Annotated in this window: 17 protein-coding genes; 6 read left to right on the top strand and 11 right to left on the bottom strand. The window is 74.9% G+C overall.

Annotated elements, in window-relative coordinates; translation table 11 throughout:
• From ACVJO7_RS31730 to ACVJO7_RS31700, 7 genes are all read right to left on the bottom strand, one after another.
• A complete protein-coding gene (locus ACVJO7_RS31730) occupies nt 1-3,432 on the bottom strand; it encodes a non-ribosomal peptide synthetase (RefSeq protein WP_491676000.1) in 3,432 nt (1,143 codons plus the stop codon).
• A 68-nt stretch (nt 3,433-3,500) separates the two neighbouring features.
• Nucleotides 3,501-3,938 (bottom strand): aspartate 1-decarboxylase, encoded by a 438-nt coding sequence (gene panD, locus ACVJO7_RS31725; protein WP_344019949.1) that lies wholly within the window; start codon nt 3,936-3,938, stop codon nt 3,501-3,503.
• A gap of 38 nt (nt 3,939-3,976) precedes the next feature.
• Nucleotides 3,977-4,186, bottom strand: a complete 210-nt coding sequence (locus ACVJO7_RS31720; RefSeq protein WP_344019951.1) for an MbtH family protein — start codon at nt 4,184-4,186, stop codon at nt 3,977-3,979.
• A 37-nt stretch (nt 4,187-4,223) separates the two neighbouring features.
• Complete coding sequence (locus tag ACVJO7_RS31715; protein WP_491675999.1) at nt 4,224-5,639, bottom strand: lysine N(6)-hydroxylase/L-ornithine N(5)-oxygenase family protein; 1,416 nt, start codon at nt 5,637-5,639, stop codon at nt 4,224-4,226.
• A 293-nt stretch (nt 5,640-5,932) separates the two neighbouring features.
• Entirely contained in the window at nt 5,933-6,925 is a 993-nt protein-coding gene (locus ACVJO7_RS31710; protein WP_491675998.1) for an ABC transporter substrate-binding protein, read from the bottom strand.
• Nucleotides 6,926-6,935: 10 nt separating this feature from the next.
• Nucleotides 6,936-9,557 (bottom strand): rifamycin-inactivating phosphotransferase, encoded by a 2,622-nt coding sequence (gene rph / locus ACVJO7_RS31705; protein WP_491675997.1) that lies wholly within the window; start codon nt 9,555-9,557, stop codon nt 6,936-6,938.
• Between the two features lie 287 nt (nt 9,558-9,844).
• Nucleotides 9,845-10,927, bottom strand: a complete 1,083-nt coding sequence (locus ACVJO7_RS31700) for a TetR family transcriptional regulator (RefSeq protein ID WP_491675996.1) — start codon at nt 10,925-10,927, stop codon at nt 9,845-9,847.
• An 87-nt stretch (nt 10,928-11,014) separates the two neighbouring features.
• Here ACVJO7_RS31700 and ACVJO7_RS31695 point away from each other — a divergent pair, with 87 nt between their 5' ends.
• The 3 genes from ACVJO7_RS31695 to ACVJO7_RS31685 are packed head-to-tail and all read left to right on the top strand — an operon-like array spanning nt 11,015 to nt 13,595.
• Nucleotides 11,015-11,632 (top strand): transcriptional regulator, encoded by a 618-nt coding sequence (locus tag ACVJO7_RS31695; protein ID WP_491675995.1) that lies wholly within the window; start codon nt 11,015-11,017, stop codon nt 11,630-11,632.
• Nucleotides 11,629-12,987, top strand: a complete 1,359-nt coding sequence (locus tag ACVJO7_RS31690) for a PEP/pyruvate-binding domain-containing protein (RefSeq protein WP_491675994.1) — start codon at nt 11,629-11,631, stop codon at nt 12,985-12,987. Before ACVJO7_RS31695 ends, ACVJO7_RS31690 begins: the two co-directional genes overlap by 4 nt.
• On the top strand, nt 12,984-13,595 hold the full coding sequence (locus ACVJO7_RS31685) for a histidine phosphatase family protein (RefSeq protein WP_491675993.1): 612 nt from the start codon (nt 12,984-12,986) through the stop codon (nt 13,593-13,595). The genes ACVJO7_RS31690 and ACVJO7_RS31685 overlap by 4 nt, the downstream gene beginning before the upstream one ends.
• A gap of 112 nt (nt 13,596-13,707) precedes the next feature.
• Here ACVJO7_RS31685 and ACVJO7_RS31680 read toward each other — a convergent pair whose 3' ends face one another.
• Nucleotides 13,708-14,604 (bottom strand): LLM class flavin-dependent oxidoreductase, encoded by an 897-nt coding sequence (locus ACVJO7_RS31680; protein WP_491675992.1) that lies wholly within the window; start codon nt 14,602-14,604, stop codon nt 13,708-13,710.
• Between the two features lie 50 nt (nt 14,605-14,654).
• Entirely contained in the window at nt 14,655-15,035 is a 381-nt protein-coding gene (locus ACVJO7_RS31675) for a winged helix-turn-helix transcriptional regulator (protein WP_344019991.1), read from the bottom strand.
• Nucleotides 15,036-15,153: 118 nt separating this feature from the next.
• Here ACVJO7_RS31675 and ACVJO7_RS31670 point away from each other — a divergent pair, with 118 nt between their 5' ends.
• Together ACVJO7_RS31670 and ACVJO7_RS31665 are read left to right on the top strand one after the other, a co-directional pair.
• On the top strand, nt 15,154-15,843 hold the full coding sequence (locus tag ACVJO7_RS31670; RefSeq protein WP_491675991.1) for an NAD(P)-dependent oxidoreductase: 690 nt from the start codon (nt 15,154-15,156) through the stop codon (nt 15,841-15,843).
• A complete protein-coding gene (locus ACVJO7_RS31665) occupies nt 15,840-16,712 on the top strand; it encodes an NAD(P)-dependent oxidoreductase (RefSeq protein ID WP_491675990.1) in 873 nt (290 codons plus the stop codon). The genes ACVJO7_RS31670 and ACVJO7_RS31665 overlap by 4 nt, the downstream gene beginning before the upstream one ends.
• 12 nt (nt 16,713-16,724) lie before the next feature.
• Here ACVJO7_RS31665 and ACVJO7_RS31660 read toward each other — a convergent pair whose 3' ends face one another.
• Nucleotides 16,725-17,687, bottom strand: a complete 963-nt coding sequence (locus ACVJO7_RS31660; RefSeq protein ID WP_491675989.1) for a CPBP family intramembrane glutamic endopeptidase — start codon at nt 17,685-17,687, stop codon at nt 16,725-16,727.
• Nucleotides 17,674-18,576, bottom strand: coding sequence for a glycosyltransferase family 2 protein (locus tag ACVJO7_RS31655; RefSeq protein WP_491675988.1), 903 nt, complete (start codon nt 18,574-18,576; stop codon nt 17,674-17,676). The genes ACVJO7_RS31660 and ACVJO7_RS31655 overlap by 14 nt, the downstream gene beginning before the upstream one ends.
• A 354-nt stretch (nt 18,577-18,930) precedes the next feature.
• Here ACVJO7_RS31655 and ACVJO7_RS31650 point away from each other — a divergent pair, with 354 nt between their 5' ends.
• On the top strand, nt 18,931-19,563 hold the full coding sequence (locus tag ACVJO7_RS31650; protein ID WP_491675987.1) for an Atu4866 domain-containing protein: 633 nt from the start codon (nt 18,931-18,933) through the stop codon (nt 19,561-19,563).
• Nucleotides 19,564-19,598 lie beyond the last annotated feature (35 nt).

The following is a 19,598-nucleotide window of genomic DNA, read 5'->3' as shown; positions in this document are numbered from 1 at the left end:
TCAGTGGTCGGCCAGTGCGCGGTCGACGTCGTCCTCGGCCAGGGACTCGATCTCGTCCACGACCTCGGCGACGGCGTCGATCCGGTCCGGTTCCTGCTCGCGCAGCGCGCGGCACAGCTCGCGCACCGTCGGGTGCGCGAACACCGTGCGGGCGGACACGGCGTCGGTGTCGAGCAGCTCGCGCAGCCGGGACACGATCACGGTGACCAGCACCGAGTCGCCGCCCAGCGCGAACAGCGGCGTCTCGACGCCGACCGGGCCGTCGTGCTCGAGCACCTCGCCCCAGACCCGGGCGACCACCCGTTCCAGGGCGGTGCCGGCGGTGACCGTGCCGGAGCCGACGCTGACCCGCTCGGCGACCGTCTCCCGGACGGCCCGGCGGTCGATCTTGCCGTTCGCGGTGAGCGGCACCCGGTCCAGTGCGACGACGGCGCGCGGCACCATGTGCGGCGGCAGGTCGCGGGGCAGCGCGGCCGCGACGGCGTCCGGATCGGCGGTGCCGTGCACGGCCAGTGCCGGCAGGGAGTCGCCGACGACGACCGCGACGGCCAGGTCGACGCCGTCCAGCCGCACGGCGGCGGCCTCGATCTCGCCGAGCTCGATCCGGAAGCCGTTGATCTTGACCTGGTCGTCGCGGCGGCCGAGGAACTCCACGGTGCCGTCCGGGGCGTACCGGGCGAGGTCGCCGGTCCGGTACCAGCGCACGCCGTCCAGCGTGACGAAGCGGTCCGCGGTGCGTTCCGGGTCGCCGCGGTAGCCGTGCGCCACCCCGGCACCGCCGATCCACAGCTCCCCCGGCACGTGATCGGGCACGTCCCGGCCGAGATGGTCGACGACGCGCAGCCGGACCCCGTCCAGCGGGGTGCCGTAGGGGACGCACCGCCAGTGCCCGGGCACGACGTCGCCGACCTCGGTGACGGTCGAGTGGATCGCGGTCTCGGTGGTCCCGCCGAGCCCGGCGACGCCGCAGCCGGGGACCCGCTCGCGCAGCCGGCCGGGCAGATCGGTGCCCACCCGGTCGCCGCCGAGCAGCACCTGGCGCAGCGTGCCGCCGAGATCGTGCCCGGTGGACAGCAGCGAGTCGAGCAGCGCCGGGACACAGTTCAGGACGGTGACGCCGTGCTCCCGGACCGCCCCGGCCCACCGGTCCGGATCGCGCTGCTCGCCCTCGGCGAGCACGGCGACCGCGCCGCCCGCCCCCAGCATCGCGAACACGTCGAACACCGACAGGTCGAAGTCGAGTGCGGACACCGCGAGCGTGCGGTCGGCCGGGCCGAGCCGGTAGCGGCGGACCAGGTCGTCGATGGTGGCGGCGGCGGCCCGGTGCGGCACCTCGACGCCCTTGGGCTCGCCGGTCGAGCCGGAGGTGAACAGCAGGTAGGCGGCCTGTTCCGGGTCGGGCTCGACGGGCCCGTCGAGCGGGTCGTGGGCCAGCAGCTCGGCCGGGGTCACCCGGCCGTCCCCCGGATCGGCGGTGATCGCCCACCGGTGCCCGGAGACGGCGGTGATCCGCTGCACCCGCGCCGGCGGCTGCTCCACGCCGAGCGGCACGTAGCTGCCGCCCGCGGCGAGCACCCCCAGCACCGCGACGACCTGTTCCGGCCCGCGGGGCAGGGTCACCGCGACCGGGTCGCCGGGGGCGACGCCGCGCTCGCGCAGTCCCGCGGCGACCCGCAGCGCGCGGTCCGCCAGCTCGGCGTGCCCGAGCGCACCGGAACCGGACAGCACGGCGGGCGCGTCGCCGCGGGCCGCGGCCTCGGCGAAGAACCGCCCGTGCAGGGTCCGCGCCGGGGGCAGCTCGGCGGTGCTGTTGGCCCGGTCGCGCACCGCGCGCTGACCGGCGGGCAGCAGCGCCGGGACCGGCTCGGCCCAGGTCCGCTCGTCGGCCAGCCCGCGCACCAGTCCGGTGAAGGCGGCGAACATCGCCTCGCCGACGCCGTCGGGCAGCAGATCGGCCCGGACGTCCCAGTTGACCAGGATCTGTCCGCCGACCTCGGTGATCTGGGCGTCGAGCAGCACCTGCGGGCCCTGCGAGATCATCCACACCGGGTCGCCGAACAGCGTCCGGGCGCGCTCGTCGAACAGCTCGCCCAGGTTCAGGCCGCTGGTGAACACGACCGGGGCGAGCACCTGCTCGCCGGCCCGGCGGCCCAGGTCGCGCAGCACCTCCACACCGGAGTAGGCGGCGTGCTCAGCGTCGGCGTGCAGCCTGCGCTGCACGGCGCGGGCCCGGTCCGCGAAGCTCGCCGGCTCGGACAGGTCGATCTCCAGCAGTACCGAGCCGGTGAAGTCGCCGACCACGAGGTCGATGTCGGGATGCACCGGGTCGCGGTCGAACAGCGGCACGTTCACCAGGAACCGCGGCTGCGCGCTCCAGGCGCCGATCACCTCGGCGTAGGCGGTGGCGACGACGGCCGCCGCGGTGAGCCCGTGCCGGCGGCAGGCGGCGAACACGGCGTCCCGTTCGGCGCCGTCCAGGGTGAAGGCGAGGCGCTGGGCCCGCGGGCGGGCGGCCACCGGATCGGCGGCGGGCAGCTCGGGTGCGCCGGGGAGCTCCGGGAGCCGGTCCGCCCAGTACCCGCGGGCCGCCGCGGTCGCGGCCCGGCGGGCGGCCGGGCGGGCCTCGAGGTACTCGCGGTAGGTCACACCGGGCGGGCTGGTCTCCGGGGCGTCGGCGCCCTCGTCGTGGAACCGGGCGAGATCGGCGAGCAGCACCCGGTAGCTCACCGCGTCGGCGGCGACCATGTCGACGTCGACGTGCAGCCGGGCCCCGCCGGGGAGCAGACTGAGCGCCACCCGCAGCACCTCGCCGCGCTCGATCGCCAGCATCTCGTGCGACATCGCGTCCCGGGTCCCGGCGAGCCGGGCGTCGCGCGCGGCGTCGTCGAGATCGCGCAAGTCGTGCACGACGAGGGTGTCCCGGCCGTCGGCGGGCAGGATCTCCTGACGGCCGTTGTCGGTGATCCGGGCACGCAGCATCGGGTGCCGGTCGACCAGCCTGCGCAGCGCCGCCGCCAGCCGGTCCGGGTCCAGGCCGGGGCCGTCGAACTCGAGATAGAGGTGGGGCGCGACCCCGCCCAGCGGCTGGGCCGGGTCGCGACCGGCCCAGTACGCGTGCTGGAGCAGTGCCAGCGGGAACTCGGCGCCGCCGGGTTCCGCGGCGGCCGGCTCCCCGGTCGCGGCCTCCGGGGCGGCGGCGGGGGCCGCGGCCCGCGAGATCAGCTCGGCCCAGGCGGCGACGGTCGGCCGGGACGCGAGGTCGCCGAACCCGATCTCGTGCCCGTCGTCGCGCCAGCGGGAGATCAGCCGCATCAACGCGATCGACTGCAGACCGAGCTCGAACAGGTCGTCGTGCTCGCCGACGTCCTGCGGGTCCTCGTCCACGAGATCGGCGATCAGCTCTCGGAGCGCGTCGATCGACACGGGGGTCATCGGGTGGTCCTCCTGCGGTCCTGCTGTGTCTGGCGTGTCTGCTGCGTGTGCTGTGTCGGCCGGCGGGATCAGCGGCCGGCGAGCTGGTCGACGGATCCGGGGACGGGGGCGGCCGGATCGGTGTCCAGCTCGACGATCCGGTTGGCGGCGTCGACGTGCACGACCCGCGGCACGTGATCGGGCACGACGCTCTCCGGGACCTGCTGGTAGGCGACGATGATCGTGAGATCGCCGGGATGCACCAGATGCGCGGCGGCGCCGTTCACCCCGATCACCCCGCTGCCCCGGTCGCCGGTGATGACGTAGGTCTCCAGGCGGTTGCCGTTGTCGATGTCGAGAACCTGGACCTTCTCGCCCTCGACCAGACCGGCCGCGTCCATGAGGTCCTCGTCGACGGTCAGCGAACCGACGTAGTGCAGATCGGCCTGGGTGACCGTGGCTCGGTGGATCTTGCCGCTGAGCAGCGTGCGGTAGACCTGGGGGGCGGCATCGGCAACGCCGGGCATGGGGGTCCTTCCGTTCGGGCCGGGATCGTGGGGGATGGTCAGCCGGTGCGTTCGACCAGGCTGCGGGGCCGCAGATCGGTCCAGTTCTGCTCGATGTGGGCCAGGCAGGACGCCCGGTCCGCAGGACCGTGCGCGATCCGCCAGCCGTCCGGCACGGCCGCGAACTCCGGCCACAGGGAGTACTGACCCTCGTCGTTGACCAGGGCGTGGAACGTTCCGGCCTCGTCGTCGAACGGGTTCGCGGACATGGGTGTCTCCTCGTTTACTGGGGTGCGGGGGCGGCGATCAGCGACCGCTGCGACCCGCGGGCAGCGGATCGGTGCGGCCGGCCCGCGGCGCCGGGGTCCGGTCGCGGACGGTCTCCGGTGTGGCGAACGAACCGACGATCTCGCCGGATCGGACCGCAATGTTGGACAACAGCGTCGAGGTGATGCCGTGCGTGTGCTCGGTCGGCCCCTGCAGGTAGATCCCGGCCCGGACGGGCGTGCCGTCGGCGAGCTCGGTGATGCCGATCCGGTAGTCGCGCCGCACGTCCGGCCGGCCCGCGGAGTCCCGGATGCAGGCCGCGGACAGGCCACCGCCGAGCATCTCCAGCGGATCGGTCGCCCGGTACCCGGTGGCGTAGACGACGGCGTCGGCGGTGATCACCTCGCGGGACCCGTCGATCAGCGACTCGACCGCGATCTCCACTTGATCGGCGAGCTCGACCACGTCGGCCACCCGGGACACGTTGCGGAACCGCAGTCGCTCCGTTCCGGCGACCCGCTCGTGGTAGTGGGTCCGGTACAGGCCCTCGATCAGCTCCGGATCGACGACCGAGTAGTTGGTGTTCGCGTGGTAGCCGAGGATCCGTTCCTTCACCTCGTCCGGCGCGGTGAAGAAGTCGTCGACCGCGGCCGGATCGAAGATCCGGTTCGCGAACGAGGTGTCGTCGGCCGGGCTGTAGCCGTAGCGCGCGAACACCGCGTGCACCTCGGCCGTCGGGAACGTCCGGTGCAGGTGCTCCACCGTCTCCGCGGCACTCTGCCCGGCACCGACGACGACGAACCGGGCGGGCGCCGAACCGGCCAGCTCGCCGGTACGGAACAGCAGGTCCCGGTTGTGCCAGATCCGGTCGCTCGGGACGATCCCGGCCGGCAGCGCCGGTGCCATCCCGCAGGCGAGGGTGACGTTGCGGGTGCGCAGCCTGCGGATCCGGTCGTCACCCGTGCGGACCACCACGTCCAGCAGTTCGACCGCGCCGCCGTCCTCGCACACGGGGAGGATCTCGAGCACCTCGGTGCCGTAGTCGACGGCCACCTCCGGTCCGCCCCGGCCGACCCGGGACGCCGCCCACTCCAGGTAGTCGTGGAACTCGCGGCGGGTCGGGAAGCTGCTGCCGTAGTTGATGAAATCGGCGAGCCGGCCCCGTTCGTGCAGGTAGGACAGGAACGAGTACTCGCTACCCGGGTTACGCAGAGTGACAAGATCCTTGAGGTAGGACACCTGCATGGTGGCGTCCTGGAGGAGCATGCCGCGATGCCAGCCGAACGCCTCCTGGCGTTCCACGAAGCAACCGGTCACTCGGCGGGACGCGTCGACCGTCGCGTTGAACTCGCGCAACGCGATCGCGACGCCGAGGTTGGACGGCCCGAACCCGACCCCGACCACATCAGATATTGCCTGGTCGACGTGGGCTACCGGATCGGCGGGGAACGCCATCACGATCCTCTCTGAGATCAGCGGAGCAAGCCTAAGGCGAGGCTAACTTCAACACGTCGATCCCTGTCCCGCCTAGAGGGTGACCCGGCGCAGCGGGCCGACAAATCAACGAAGTTGCAGGTCGACACGCATGACGTGACGCTCACGTCACCCGATCGAGTGATTTCACGGAGCGTCAGCGTTGCGTCATCGAGGTGTGACCGGCGTCGTACTCGGGGTGACCGGGCGCACGGGATCGCGGCCGGAGCCGCGCGGCGGCTCCGGCCGCGATCGGCCGGCCGGGTGGTGAGGGGTTACTTCTGGGCGGCCTCGGACAGGCGGGGGGCGATCCGGTCCAGGATCCACGGGATGGACAGCGGCGAGGGGTTGCGGAGACCGATGAACTCGTCGTAGTCGTAGCTCACGATCGCGTCCCGCTGGACGACGGGCAGCCGCTCGAAGAGCGCGTTCTGCTCCAGCGCGGTCCGGGCCTCGGCGTCACCGCCGTCGAACAGCACGAGGACGTCGGCGTCGAGCGCCGGGATCTCCTCCGGTCCGAGCTCCACGCCGAAGGACTCGCCCTGCGGAAGGGCCAGGATCTGCGGCGAGAGCGTCATGCCGATGGCGGCCGGCACCGATGCCATCGCGTCCTCCGGGTCGCGCAGCGCGGTGACCGAACCGGGCTGGACGAAGCCGAAGGTGTAGCTGGTGCCCTCCAGCTCGGGGAACTGCGTGCGGGTCTCCTGCAGCGTCGTCTCGACCTCGTCGATCACCCGCTGCGCGTCGTCCGGACGGCCGAGCGCGGTGGCGAGCTGGGTGGTCATCTCCTGCCAGGTGTCCTGGGCCGGCCCGGTCTGGTAGCCGATCGTCGGGGCGATCGCGCTCAGCTGCGGGTAGGAGTCGGCGAGGGCGAAGTAGCCCGGGGCGAAGATCAGGTCGGGCTGCAGGGCGGCGACCTGCTCGAGGTTCACCTCGGTGGCCTCGCCCTGGACCGGGAGCACCTCGACGTCGGCGACGCCCTCGGCCTCGGCGGTCCACGGCGACAGGCCGGACTCGCTGCCGCTCGACGACGCGCCGACGACCGGGGCGTCGAGGGCCAGCGCGACGTCGAAGCCGGTCGGTCCGAGCGCGACGATCCGCTGCACGTCGTCCGGTACCGAGGTGGTGCCGAGCGCGTGCGTGATCTGCACGGCGCCGCCCCCGGCGTCGGCGCCGTCCGAGGATTCGGTCCCGCAGGCGGCGATCCCGAGGAACAGCGCGCCGCTGACTGCGACGCCGGCGAACCCGCGGCGAGTTATGGTAGGCATGCCTCGCAAGTTACGTTGCAACGACCGTCGGCGGAAGATCGGTCCACCGTGTCAGGAGTTCCACGTACCCGCTCGTGCCGTCGACCCGGATCCGCTGCCCGTCCCGGATCAGCCCGGTCGCGCCCGCCACCCCGACGACCGCGGGCAGCCCGTACTCGCGGGCGATCACCGCACCGTGCGTCATCAGCCCGCCCACCTCCGTCACCAGCCCGGCGACCGTGACGAACGCCGGTGACCAGCTGGGATCGGTGAAGGCGGTGACCAGGATGTCGCCGGTACGCAACTCGGCCCCGGCCAGGTCGGGCACGACCCGGGCGCGCCCCTCGACGAGCCCGGTGGACGCCGGCAGCCCGGCCAGCGCGCCGTCGGGCAGGTCGGCGCGCCGGTAGGCCCCGGCGACGGTCTCGCCGTCCGAGGTGAGCACGCGGGGCGGCGTGAGCGCCCGGAACACCGCGAGCTCGCAGCGGCGACGGCGGACCAGCTCGCGATCGACCCGGCCGGTGCGTGCGACCTCGTGGAACTCGTGGAGCCGCAGGAAGAAGCAGTCCTCCCGGTCGTCGAGCACGCCGGCCCGCACCAGCCGGTCGGCCTCCCGCAGCAGCGCCCACCGGTAGGCGGAGTACCGGCCGACCATCCCGAACTTGGGGTACTCGCGGTACCCGGCGAAGGTCCGGAGACGGTCGATCATCGCCGCGGTCCGGTCCGCCTTCCGGCGGCCGTCCGGGAGCTGCCGCAACCGGTCCAGCAGGTCCCGTTCCTTCGCCGCCGCCTCCTGCCTGCCCTGCTCGAAGCGGTCGCGGCCGGCGCCGGGTCCGGCGTTGTCGATGTTGCCGAGCAGCACCGACACGAGCTCGGTCGGGCGTTCGGCCCACCGCGGCCGGGCGATGTCGATCTCACCGACGCAGCGCGCGCCGTACCGGTCGAGATAGCCGCGGATCGCGTCCCGCGCCTGCCGGCCGCCGGGCAGCTCCGGCAGCTCGTCGAGGAAGCCGTCGCCGGGGGCGTTCCGCAGGAAGGCGACCACCGCCGGATGCGGGCGGATCGCGTCGGCGACGTCCAGCAGCGCGAGCCCCATCTCCGAGGTGACGTTGCCGGGTGCGGACCGGGCCAGCGTGTCGGCTGCGTTCTCCTCCCCCAGCCACTCGCGCATCCGGTCGTTGAGCCACCAGGTGGCCTGCATCCCGGCCATGATCACCTGGTGGCTGCGCGGCTCGACCAGCAGCCGCTTCAGCTCCCCGAGATCCGCCACCAGGAAGTCGAACAGCTCCGGCCCCCGGAGCTCCGCGATGTCCCGTTCGACGCCGGCCAGCGAGGCACGCCAGTGCGCGACGAGCTCCTCGACGAGCGCCGGATCGGCGTCGATCGGGTCCGGCTCGGCGACCCCCGGTGGCGGGGCCGCGGCCACCGCAGGCTCGGCCGGGACAATCTCGCCACGGTCGAGGACGGTCTGCAGCGCGTCCCGGATCAGCGGGTCCGAGTTGCCCAGGCCGTCCAGGATCAGCTCCCGGGTCGCCGGCGACGCCAGCTGGTCGGCGACGTCGACGAACAGCCGTCCGCCCGCCTCGGCCATCTGCTTCGGCGTGGTCAGCTGCCAGACGGACAGGCCCAGCGGCGTCATCGCGTCGGTCATCATCTGCTGGTGCCCGACCGACACGTAGACGTGGAACCGGTCGTCGGTGGTCACCGGGACCGGGAACAGTGTGGTGATCGGCCTGCTCTGCACGATCCGGAACCGGCCGTCGGCCAGGCACCACTCGATGTCCTGCGGACCGCCCAGGTGCGCCTCGATCCGCCTGCCGAGCCGCGCCAGCTCCAGCACCTGCGCGTCGGTCAGCGCCGGCCGATGGCGCAGCTCCGGCCCGATCTCCCGGGTCCACGTCCCGCCGCCCGGTGCTGCGCGGACGGCCGACTTCTTGGCCCCGACGCTCGTCCCGACGACGCCGTCGCGCACCGTGTGGTGGTCGGCGTCCACCTGGCCGGAGACCAGCGCCTCGCCGAGGCCGAGGCACGCCTCGACGGCCACCACCCTCCGGTTCGACGTCACCGGGTCGGCCGTGAACAGCACGCCCGAGGCGTGCGGGTCGACCATCTCCTGCACGACGACCGCCATCCGCGCCGCACGGTGGTCGATGCCGTGCTGCGCCCGGTACGCCACGGCCCGCTCGGTGAACAGCGATGCCCAGCAGGACCGGACGTGCCCGACGACCGCGGCCGGACCCACGACGTTGAGGTAGGAGTCCTGCTGGCCGGCGAACGACGCCGTCGGCAGGTCCTCGGCGGTCGCGCTGGACCGGACCGCCCGGCCGGCCCCGTCGACCCGCACGGCGATCTCCGCGGCCAGGTCGCCGGGGACCGGGGTCGACTCCATCGCGGCCCGGATCCGCGCGGCGGTACCGGCCGGGTCGTCCTGGGCGAGCCGGTCGAGCAGCTCGTCGAACCCGGGAACCTGCGCGGTGAACGCCCAGAACGCCTCCGTCGTCACGCAGAAGCCGGCCGGAACCTCGACGCCCTCGATCCGGGACAGCTCCCCCAGGTGCGCGGCCTTGCCCCCGACCAGCGCGATCATGCTCCCGTCGAGCTCCCGCAGATCGCGTACCCAGCGACCGGTCGTGATGCTGCCGGTGTCGGTCATCGTCCCCCCGTGTGCCCGTGCCGCTCGGCGGAGCGGCATCGGCGGGAGAGCTTGCGGCATGATCGGGGGCTTGTGGCAAGCCCCCTGCCGCGCTATAGCTTGAAGCGGGACAGCGAGGCGTGGGACGACGGCGGGTGCCCGATCAGTCCGGCGTCGGCGGGCAGCACCGACACGGCGGCGACCTCGGCGGCCAGCCCCGCGGAGCGGTCCGCCCGGTGGTCGGACTCCAGCCGGTCGTACAGCTCCCGCTCCTCGGCCCGGCGGGTCCCACCCGTGGGGCGGCGCCGTCAGGCTCGCGGAAGTGCGGTCGAGGCGGCCACCGCGTGCCCGGCCCCGAACCCCTCGGCCCGGGCGACGACCCGCCCCCCGCGCACCCGCACGGCGACCTCGGTGCGCATCCCCGGCGCGTCCACCCCGAGCGCGGCCGCGACGGCCCCGTCGTCCAGCACGACGCGCAGCCGGGGCAGGTCGGCGGGGGCGAACACCCGGCGCAGGCAGCCGGCGATGTCGACGATCCGCAGCCGGGCCAGCCGGCCCAGCTCGGCCGGGTCGTCGGTGACGATCGCGACCGTCACCTCGTCCCGCAGCCGGGCCGACCGCAGCGTGTCCTCGGCGGCCGCCAGGCGGTGCACGCCGAGCGCGACCAGCACCCCGTCCCGGCCCGGCTCGGCGGGGCGGCCGCTGATCTCGTCGACCAGCCCGCGCGGCGCCGCCCACGGCTGGTCGACGGTCTCGGTGGGCGCGACGTGGTCCAGGTACGGCGGGCGGTCGTCGTCGACGATCGCGATCCCGGCGAGGTGCTCCGCGGCCCGGACCAGGTCGAACGGATCGCCGACGCCGGGTGCGTTCTCCGCGACGGCCGCGGCCCCGGCGAGCAGGGTCAGTGCGAGCCCGGCCGTCCGCACCCGCCGGCCGGCACCGGGGCGCCGCGCCTCCAGCGCGAGCCCCAGCAGCAGCGCCTCGAACCGGACGAGCGCGGCCAGCGCGTCCCGGGCGGGCCCGTCCTCGACGACGCCGGACAGCGACCGCAGCTGCAGGTGACCGCTGCCGGGCGCGTCGCCGACGAACGGGAGCCGCTCCAGCCAGACGCGGGCGAACTCGGCCAGCGCCGCGCCGGTGGACGCCGGCGGCGTCGCGGGCGGGCCGGCCTGCTCGCGGGCCCGCTCGACGACGTCGACCAGCACCGCCAGGTACAGCGCGCGCTTCCCGGCGAAGTTCGAGTACACCGCCCCCCGGGTCAGCTCGGCCCGGTCGGCGACCCGGTCCACTTTCGCGGCGGTGAACCCGTGCTCGGCGAACTCCGCCCGGGCGGCGGCCAGCACCGCGCCGCGGGTGCGTTCCTGCTGCTCGGCCCGCGTCAGTCGCGGCATCGACCCCTCCTCTCGCCGCGGACATGCTACAACTGTCATCCAGATGTTGACGACATTTGAAAATTCTCGACATTCGGAGCTGACGCCGTGCCGACGACGACCCCGCCGGATCTGCTGGTCCTGCACACGCTGCGCTGCACCGGGCACACCGGCGTCGAACGGATCGCGGTCGCGACCGGGCTGCCGTCCGCCGGGATCGAGTCGGAGCTGATCGACCTCGGCGCCGCCGGGCTCGTGGTCCGCACCAGCGGCGAGTTCGCCGCCTGGGGGCTGAGCGCCCGCGGCCGGGCCGCCGACGCGGAGCGGACCGCCGCCGAGCTGGCCGCGGCGGGCACCCGCCCGGCCGTCATCGCAGGTCTCGACCGGTTCCTGGAGCTCAATCCCGAGCTGCTCGACCTCTGCGCGGCGTGGCAGCTGCGCCCGGGTCCGGGCGGCCGCACCGTCGTGAACGACCACACCGATCCGGCCCACGACGCGCGGGTGCTCGACCGGTTCACCGATCTCGACCGGCGGGCCGCCGCCGTCTGCGCGGAGCTGACCGCGGCGCTCGACCGGTTCGGTCGGTACCGGCCGCGACTGGCGCTGGCCCTGCGCCGGGTCCGGGCCGGTGACCTCCGGGAGGCCACCGACAGCGTCACCTCGTTCCACGCCGTGTGGGCCGAGCTGCACGAGGACCTGCTCGCCACCCTCGGGATCCCGCGGTGACCCGGGTGCACGCCGTGTCCGCGCAGCTCGACGAGCCGGCCGCACGCATCGGCGGGAAGGCCCGCGGACTGGCCGAGCTGCACCGGCTCGGGCTGCCGGTGCCGCCGGCCGTCGTCGTCACGACCGGGGTCTGCCGCGGTGTGCTGGCCACCGGCCGGCTCCCCGGAGGGCTGGTCGAGGAGGTGACGGCCGCCCTGCGCGATCTCGCACCGCGGGCGTCGACGGTCGCGGTCCGCTCCGGTGCGGCGGTGTCGATGCCCGGGATGATGCGGACCGTCCTCGGCGTCGACCTGCCCGGGGCGCTCGACGGGGCGCTGCGGGAGGTGTTCACCTCCTGGGACGCACCCCGGGCCCGCACCTACCGCACCCTGCACGACATCCCGCACCACCGGGGCACCGCGGCGATCGTGCAGGTCATGGTGGACGGCGCGCGCGACGGGCACAGCGGGTCCGGCGTCGCCTTCAGCCGGGACCCGAACACCGGCGAGCCGGTCCCGTTCGGCGACGTGATGTTCGGCCACCGGGGTCCCGACGTCGTCTCCGGCCGGGTCCGGACCCACCCGCTGGGCGAGCTGGCCGGGCGCGAGCCCGCGCTGTGGCCGGAGCTGACCGCCGCCCTCGCCCGGGCCGAACGCCGGCTGCGGCGGCCCTGCTACGTCGAGTTCACCCACGAGTCCGGCCGCCTGTGGTTCCTCCAGCTCCGGCCCGCCCCGGTCGCCGGGCGGGCCGCGCTGCGGATCGCGGTGGACCTCGCCGACGCGGGGCTGATCGACCGGCGCGAGGCGGTCCGCCGGACCACCGGCCACGATCTCGACCACGCCCGGACGCCGATCCTCGCCGATCCCGGCGTCCTCGCCGGTCAGGGGACCGGGGCGGGGCCCGGCGTCGTCTCCGGGCGGATCGCGACCACCGCCGGATCGGCGGTCCGGCTGGCCGCGGACGGCCCGGTCGTCCTGGTCCGGCCGGAGACGTCGCCGGACGACATGCACGGCCTCGCGGCCGCCGCCGGCATCCTGACCACCCGCGGCGGCCCGGCCTGCCACGCCGCGGTCGTCGCCAGGGCACTCGGCAGGCCCGCGGTCGTCGGCGCCGCCGACATCGCCGTCGACCCGGCCGCCGGGACGGTCACGACCCGGGCCGGCACCGTCGGCGAGGGCACCGTGCTCACCATCGACGGGACCACCGGCCGGATCGTCCTCGGCCATGCCGGCAGCACCGTCGACGACGCCGATCCGCACCGCGACCGGCTCCTCGGCTGGGCCGACGACATCTCCGGCGACCGCTCCCCCCGGTCCGCGGCGGACCGGCTGCGCGACGCGCACGCGGTCCTCCCGGCGACCGAGGACCGGCGATGACCGCGCCGCGCACCCGCCGCCTGCACCTGGTCCGGCACGGCGCCGCCGACGCGTTCGGCACCCTCACCGACACCGGACGGCGGCAGTCCGAGCTGCTCGGCGCCCGCCTGGCCGGGCTGCCGATCGACACCGTGCGGCACTCGCCGCTGCCCCGGGCCGCCCGGTGCGCGCAGATCCTCGCCGCGCACCTGCCCGGCGCCGCGCTGCACGAGGCGCCCGAGCTCGTCGACCACGTGCCGCACGTGCCGCCCGAGCCGCCCCCGGAGTGGGCCGGCTTCTTCGACGGCTACGACGCCGCCGAGGCCGCCGACGGCGCGATCCGCGCGGCCGCCCTGACCGGCCGGTTCGCCCGGGCCACCGGCACCAGCGACGGCGCCGCCGACACGCACGAGGTCCTCGTCACCCACTCCTATCCGATCGCCTGGCTGGTGCGGCACGCGCTGGACGCGCCGCCGGACCGCTGGCTCGGCCTCAATCCGGGCAACGCCTCGCTCACCGTGATCGAGTACCGGCCGGGCACGGCGCCGACCCTGGTGCTCTACAACGACATGGGGCACCTGCCGCCCGAGCTGCGCTGGACCGGCTTCGGCGGCGGCCCGCACCCCTGACGCCCGCCGGTCCCCCGTCGAGATGCGCACCAGTGTCCGGGGAAGAACGACAATTCGCCCTGACGCGCATCTCGGCGGTCGTCCGCCCCCTGGCCCGCAGGGCGGGCCGGCCTCATCCCGTGCGCTCGGACGCGACGAGCTCGCGGGCCAGCGGGGCGACCTCGCGCCCGAAGCGGTCCAGGTCGGCGGGATCGTCGGAGGCGAGGACGAACCCGGACACGCCGTACTGCAGGGCCAGGTCCGCGACCTGCTCGGCCCAGGCGTCGGGCGTCCCGCGGAACAGCCCGTCGCCACTGCCGAAGGCGCCGTCGAGGTTGAGGATCCGGCTGATCGCGGCCGGATCGCGCCCGGCGGCGGACGCGGCGTCGTCGATCTGCTCGTTCATCGCCCGCAGCGACGGCGGCCCGTCGGACAGGTAGCCCAGCGACGGCAGCCAGCCGTCGGCGACCCGGCCGGTCAGCCGGAGCATCCGCGGCTTGTACGTCCCGACGTGGATCGGGATCGGGTGTGCGGGCGCCGGCCCGCGCCGGACGCCGGCGACCGGATGGAACTCCCCCTCGACGGTCAGCCGGCCGGGCTCGTCGGTCGACCACACCCCGCGGAGCACCCGGATCGCCTCCTCCAGCGCCCGCACGGCCTGGCCGGGTTCGAGCCGGGTGCCGCCCATCGCGACGATGCCGTCCCAGAACGCGCCGGCGCCCAGCCCCATCTCGACGCGCCCGCCGCTGAGCCGGTCCAGCGTCGCGGCGGCCCGGGCCAGCACCGCCGGCGGACGCAGCGGCAGGCAGAGCACGTTGCCGCTGATCCGGATGCGTTCGGTGCGCGCCGCGACCCAGGACATCAGGGTCCAGGTGTCCTGGAACGCGGCCTGGTAGGGATGGTCCTGGAAGCTGACGAGATCGAGCCCGGCGCGCTCGGCCAGCAGCGCCGTCTCGACCGGGCCCTCCGGCGGCCGGGCTGCCGGGGTGATGAAGCTGCCGAACCACAGGTCGTGGCCGTAGTCGGTCACTGTGCACGTCCTCGGGTCGTCGGAGAGGTCGGGGCGGCGACCCCGCCCGGTCAGGGCCGGGGCATCGACGGGGCGTCCGGATGGTCCACCATCGCCCGCCGCTCCCGGGCGATCCGGTCCCGGCCCCACTCGCCGAGCGGCCCGAGGGCGGTGTTGAGCGCCCGGCCGTGCTCGGTCAGCGAGTACTCGACCCGCGGCGGGACCTCCGCGTGCACCCGGCGGTGCACCAGGTCGTCCTCCTCCAGCTGGCGCAGGTGCTGGGTCAGCATCTTCTCGCTCACCCCGGGCAGCGCCCGGCGCAGCTCACCGAACCGCCGGACGCCGTGCTCGTCGAGCTCCCACAGGATGAGCCCCTTCCACTTCCCGCTGACGACGTCGAGCGCCGCGTCGATGCCGCAGATGTAGGGACCGCACCTGTCCGAACCCGTCACGCCCCGCTCCTCACTCACCAAAAGGTAAGTACCGCAGAAAATAGTGGGTACTTCCGGCATCCGCGGTACCCGCCCAGCATGGAGGAACAGATCCGACGAACTCAAGGAGGGGACCTCCATGACGGACACGCGACTCCCCGTCGCCGTGCTCGGGACGGGCGCGATGGGCCGGGCACTCGCCGGCGCCCTGCTCGACGACGGCCGTCCGGTGACGGTGTGGAACCGCACCCCGGGACGAGCGGCCGGCCTGCTCGCCCGGGGCGCGACCGGCGCGGCGACCGTGCCGGAGGCGGTGGCCGCCGGCGGGCCGGTGATCGTCTGCCTGCTCGATCACGCGTCGGTGCACGCGATCCTCGATCCGGCGGCCGGCGCGCTGCGCGGGCGCACCGTCGTCAACCTCACCACGACCACCCCGGCCGAGGCGCGCGAGCTGGCGTCCTGGAGCGCGGAGCGGGGCATCCGGTACCTGGACGGGGCGATCATGGCAACCCCGCCGATGATCGGCGGGCCCGGTGCGCAGATCCTCTACAGCGGCCCGCGGGCGGTGTTCGACGCCCACCGGGACCTGCTCGACCGCTGGGCGGCGAGCAGCTACCACGGCGACGACGCCGGCCGGGCGTCGCTGCTCGATCTGGCGCTGCTCGCGGCCATGTACACGATGCTCACCGGGTTCCTGCACGGCGCGGCCATGGTGCGGTCCGCGGGCCTGCTGCGGGCACTCGTCCGGCAGCAGATCGACGCCGGCCACGGCGCCGACGACCTCGGCCGGATCGTCGAGGGCCTGCGCGCGGAGCGGAGCGCGGCATGACCCCGGTGACCGTGATCGGGCTCGGCCCGATGGGCCGGGCGATGGCCGGGGCGCTGCTCGCGGCGGGCCACCCGGTGACCGTGTGGAACCGGACCGCCGCCCGGGCCGAGCCGGTCGTCGCCGCCGGTGCCGTGCTCGCGCCGACCCCGTCCGACGCGCTGCGGGCGGGCCCGCTGGTGATCCTCAGCCTCACCGACTACCGGGCGATGTACAACATCCTCGGCGACGCCGTCGCGGACCTGCCCGGGCGCACCGTCGTCAATCTCAGCTCGGAGTCCCCCGCCGGGACCCGCGACGCCGCCCGGTGGCTCGCCGGGCACGGCGCGCGGCTCGTCGTCGGCGGGGTGATGGTGCCCGCGCCGATGGTCGGGACACCGGCCGCGTCGGTGTTCTACAGCGGTGACGTCGACGCGTTCGAGCGCCACCGCCAGGTGCTCACCACGATCGGAGAGCCGCGCCTGCTCGGCACCGATCCGGCGCTCGCGCAGCTGATGTACCTGGCCCATCTCGACGTCTTCCTGACCGGCCTGTCCGCCCTCGCGCACGCGACGGCGCTGCTCGGCACGGCCGGCCTGTCCGCCTCGGAGGTGATGCCCGGGCTGCTCGCGATGCTGGCGGACACGCCGGAGATCGTCGCCGCCGGTGAGCCGCCGTGGACCCACATCGACGACGACCGGCACCCGGGCGATCTCAGCACCGCGACCATGATGGGCGCGACCGCCGACCACGTGGTGGCCGCGAGCGCGGAGGCGGGCATCGATCTCGCACTCCCCCGCGCGGTGCAGGCGCACTACCGGCGCGCCGTCGACGACGGGCACGGCGCGGACGACTGGACCCGCATCGTCGACGGCATCCGCGACCCGCGCTGAGCGGGGTGCCGGTCAGCCGGCGAGCCGCGCCGGGCGGGCCCGCCGCTCGTGGAACCACACGACGGCGACCATCGCGACGTTGGCGACGGCGAGGATCAGCAGCGACGGGCCGCCGGTGTCGGTGGCCCGGTCGATGGTGCTGGTCCCGCCGCCGGACATCACGTTGGTGAGGACGCCGGCGATGACGTTGTTGACGACGTGGAACGCGATCGGCGCCTCCATCCCGCCGCTGATGATCGCCATCAATCCGGTGCTGAGCCCGACCACGGTGAAGTAGCCGGCCAGCCAGGGGTCGGTCGAGCCGTGCACCGCGGCGAAGCCCAGTGACGAGACCACCAGCCCGAGGACCAGGGCCGGCCGGACCGCGCGCAGCCGGCTCGCCGCCGCCGGCAGCAGGACGCTACGGAACATCAGCTCCTCGCCGGCCGCCTGGAACGGGGTGGTGAGCAGGGTGACCGCGAGGAGGGCGAGGGTGGTGCCGGTGACCGCGAAGCCGGTCCAGCCGGCGGACTCCGGTGCGACGACCGCGACGACGGCCATCGCCGCGCCCACCAGCAGCGCCGCGCCGATCGAGTAGCGGGCCAGCCGCAGGCCGTCGAACGCCCGCCGGTGGCTGAACAGGGCGCGCCAGGGCACCCCGGTCAGCCACACCAGCATCAGCACGGCCACCAGGCCGGTCACCCCGATGGCCAGGTTGGCGGCGAGCGCCTTCTCCGGGGTGAACTCGGTGGACAGCGGATCGTCGCTGCCCACGAGGACGCCGACGAACAGGAACGCCAGCCACTGGGTGAGCACCAGCACCACCGGCAGCGTCCCGAGCAGGACGAGCGGCTTCCACCAGCTCGTCCGCAGGTGCGCGCCGAACGGGCGGGCGGGATCGGCCACGGCGGGCCCGGGCCGGGCCGTGCGGTTCGCCGCACCGGGCTCCGGCGACGGCGGGGCCGGGTAGGGCCGGTGGGGATCAGGCGCGTGCACGGGCAGTCCCTCCGGGACACGGATCGGTCGACGGGTGCGGGACCGGCTCGTCCGGGGCCGGCCGCGGCTCCGGATGCCGGGCGAGCGGGACCGCAGGCGGCACGGCGGGCACCGGCGGCACCGCGGGCGCAGGCGGCACGGCGGGCACCGGCAGCGGCAGCACCGGGGCGAGGGTCCGGGAGCTGCGCCGGCGCTCGGCGAGCAGGGTGCGGAGCACCCGGGCGCCGTCGGCGAAGGTGCGCAGGTTGGTGTCGCCGAAGATCCGCCGCCGCTCCACCGAGGAGACCTCGGTGATCGCCAGCCCGGCGGCCGCGAACCGGCAGTTGAGCACCGTCTCGATCTCGAAGCCGTCACCCCACGGCACACCCGCCGGCGGGGCCGGCGCGTCGGTCGCGGGCAGGTCCAGCACCGGCAGCAGATCGGCCCAGAACGCGTTGTAGCCGTAGCAGAGATCGGTGAAGGACGTGCCGAACAACGCGTTGGCTACGACGTTGAGGCCGTGGTTGCCGGCCCGGCGCAGCACGGTGATGTCGTCGCTGCCGCCGCCCGTGGTGAACCGGCTGCCCTTGGCGAGATCGGCACCCGCGACGAGCGCGTCGACGAACGCCGGGATCTCGGCCGGATCGGCCGACCCGTCGGCGTCGAACATGACCACGACGTCGCCGGTCACCTCGGCGAAGCCGCAAGCCAGCGCGTTGCCCTTGCCGCGCCGGGTCTGCGTGACGGTGCGCACCGACGGCAGCACCCGGCGGGCGACGTCGAGCGAGCCGTCCGCCGAGTGCCCGTCCACGACGATGATCTCGTGCACCGCGGGGCGCACCGCGGCGAGCGCGGGCAGGACGATCTCGAGGTTCCGCGCCTCGTTCCGGACCGGGACGACGACGCTCACCGCGGGCGGTCGCCCGGCCCGCGCACGTGCCCGCCGCGCGGCCCCGGCACCCGGTCCCGGCCCGTTCCGGGCGGCGCCCCGCGCCGACCGGCCGGCTCTGTGCTGCACGTCGACCATCGTCATCCCGTCGTCGTCCGCTGTGATCGTGGACGCCAGTACAGGTCGTGCCGCAGCGGCACACTCAAGGTGGTGTGACGCACGCCATCGCCGGTGCGCGGACGCGGCGGCGGGGACCGCGTCCCGTGCCGGGGTGTGCCGCACCCAGGATCTCCCCGGCCTCCCCGGCGGCGGTGCTCCGCACGACCCTGGACGGTGGCCGCCGGGTCCCGGCGGCCACGCCCACGGGAGGCCCGAATGCCCAGCACCGCACCGTCCCTCCGGTTCACCGGCGCGACCGTGTACCCGACGCCGTCGCACGCCGTACCGGGCGAGCTGGCCACCCGCGACGGCGTGATCACGCACGCGGGACCAGCGGCTCCCGGCGACGAGGGGCACGACCGCGTGATCGACGCCCGGGGCACGTCGATCGTGCCGCTGCTGGACGGCAACGCGCTGCGCGCCCGGCCGGCCGGCGAGCGCGGTGCCTACGACCTCGTCCCGGGGAACCCGGCCACGTTCGTCGTGGTCCGCGGCCGGGTGAGCGCGTCGCAGATGCGGAACATGCTCGTCGTCCGGCCGGCCGATCTGCTGGCCGTCGTCGTCGACGGGGACATCCTCGTCCGGGACGGGGAGCCCACCCCCGCCGCCGGGGTGCCGGACCCGGACGCGTGGGTCGGCGCCTGGACCGACCGGGGGCGGGCGCTCGACCAGCACCTGCTCCCCGGCGGCCGGTACACCGAGACGCGCGGCGGCCGGGTGGACGCCTACACCGGCGCCTGGTGGACCCGCGGGGACCGGATCGTCTACCGCGACGACTCCGGTTTCTGGGCGTTCGGCGTGCAGTACGACGGCGTGATCTACCACGCGGGGATCGTCCTGCGCCGGTGAGCGGCACCGGCTCCGGCTGGAGCCGATGACATAGC

The sequence above is a fragment of the Pseudonocardia sp. DxW genome, assembly GCF_058448985.1.
Note: the sequence above shows the minus strand (reverse complement) of the source record. Positions and strands in the feature narration are given on the sequence as shown.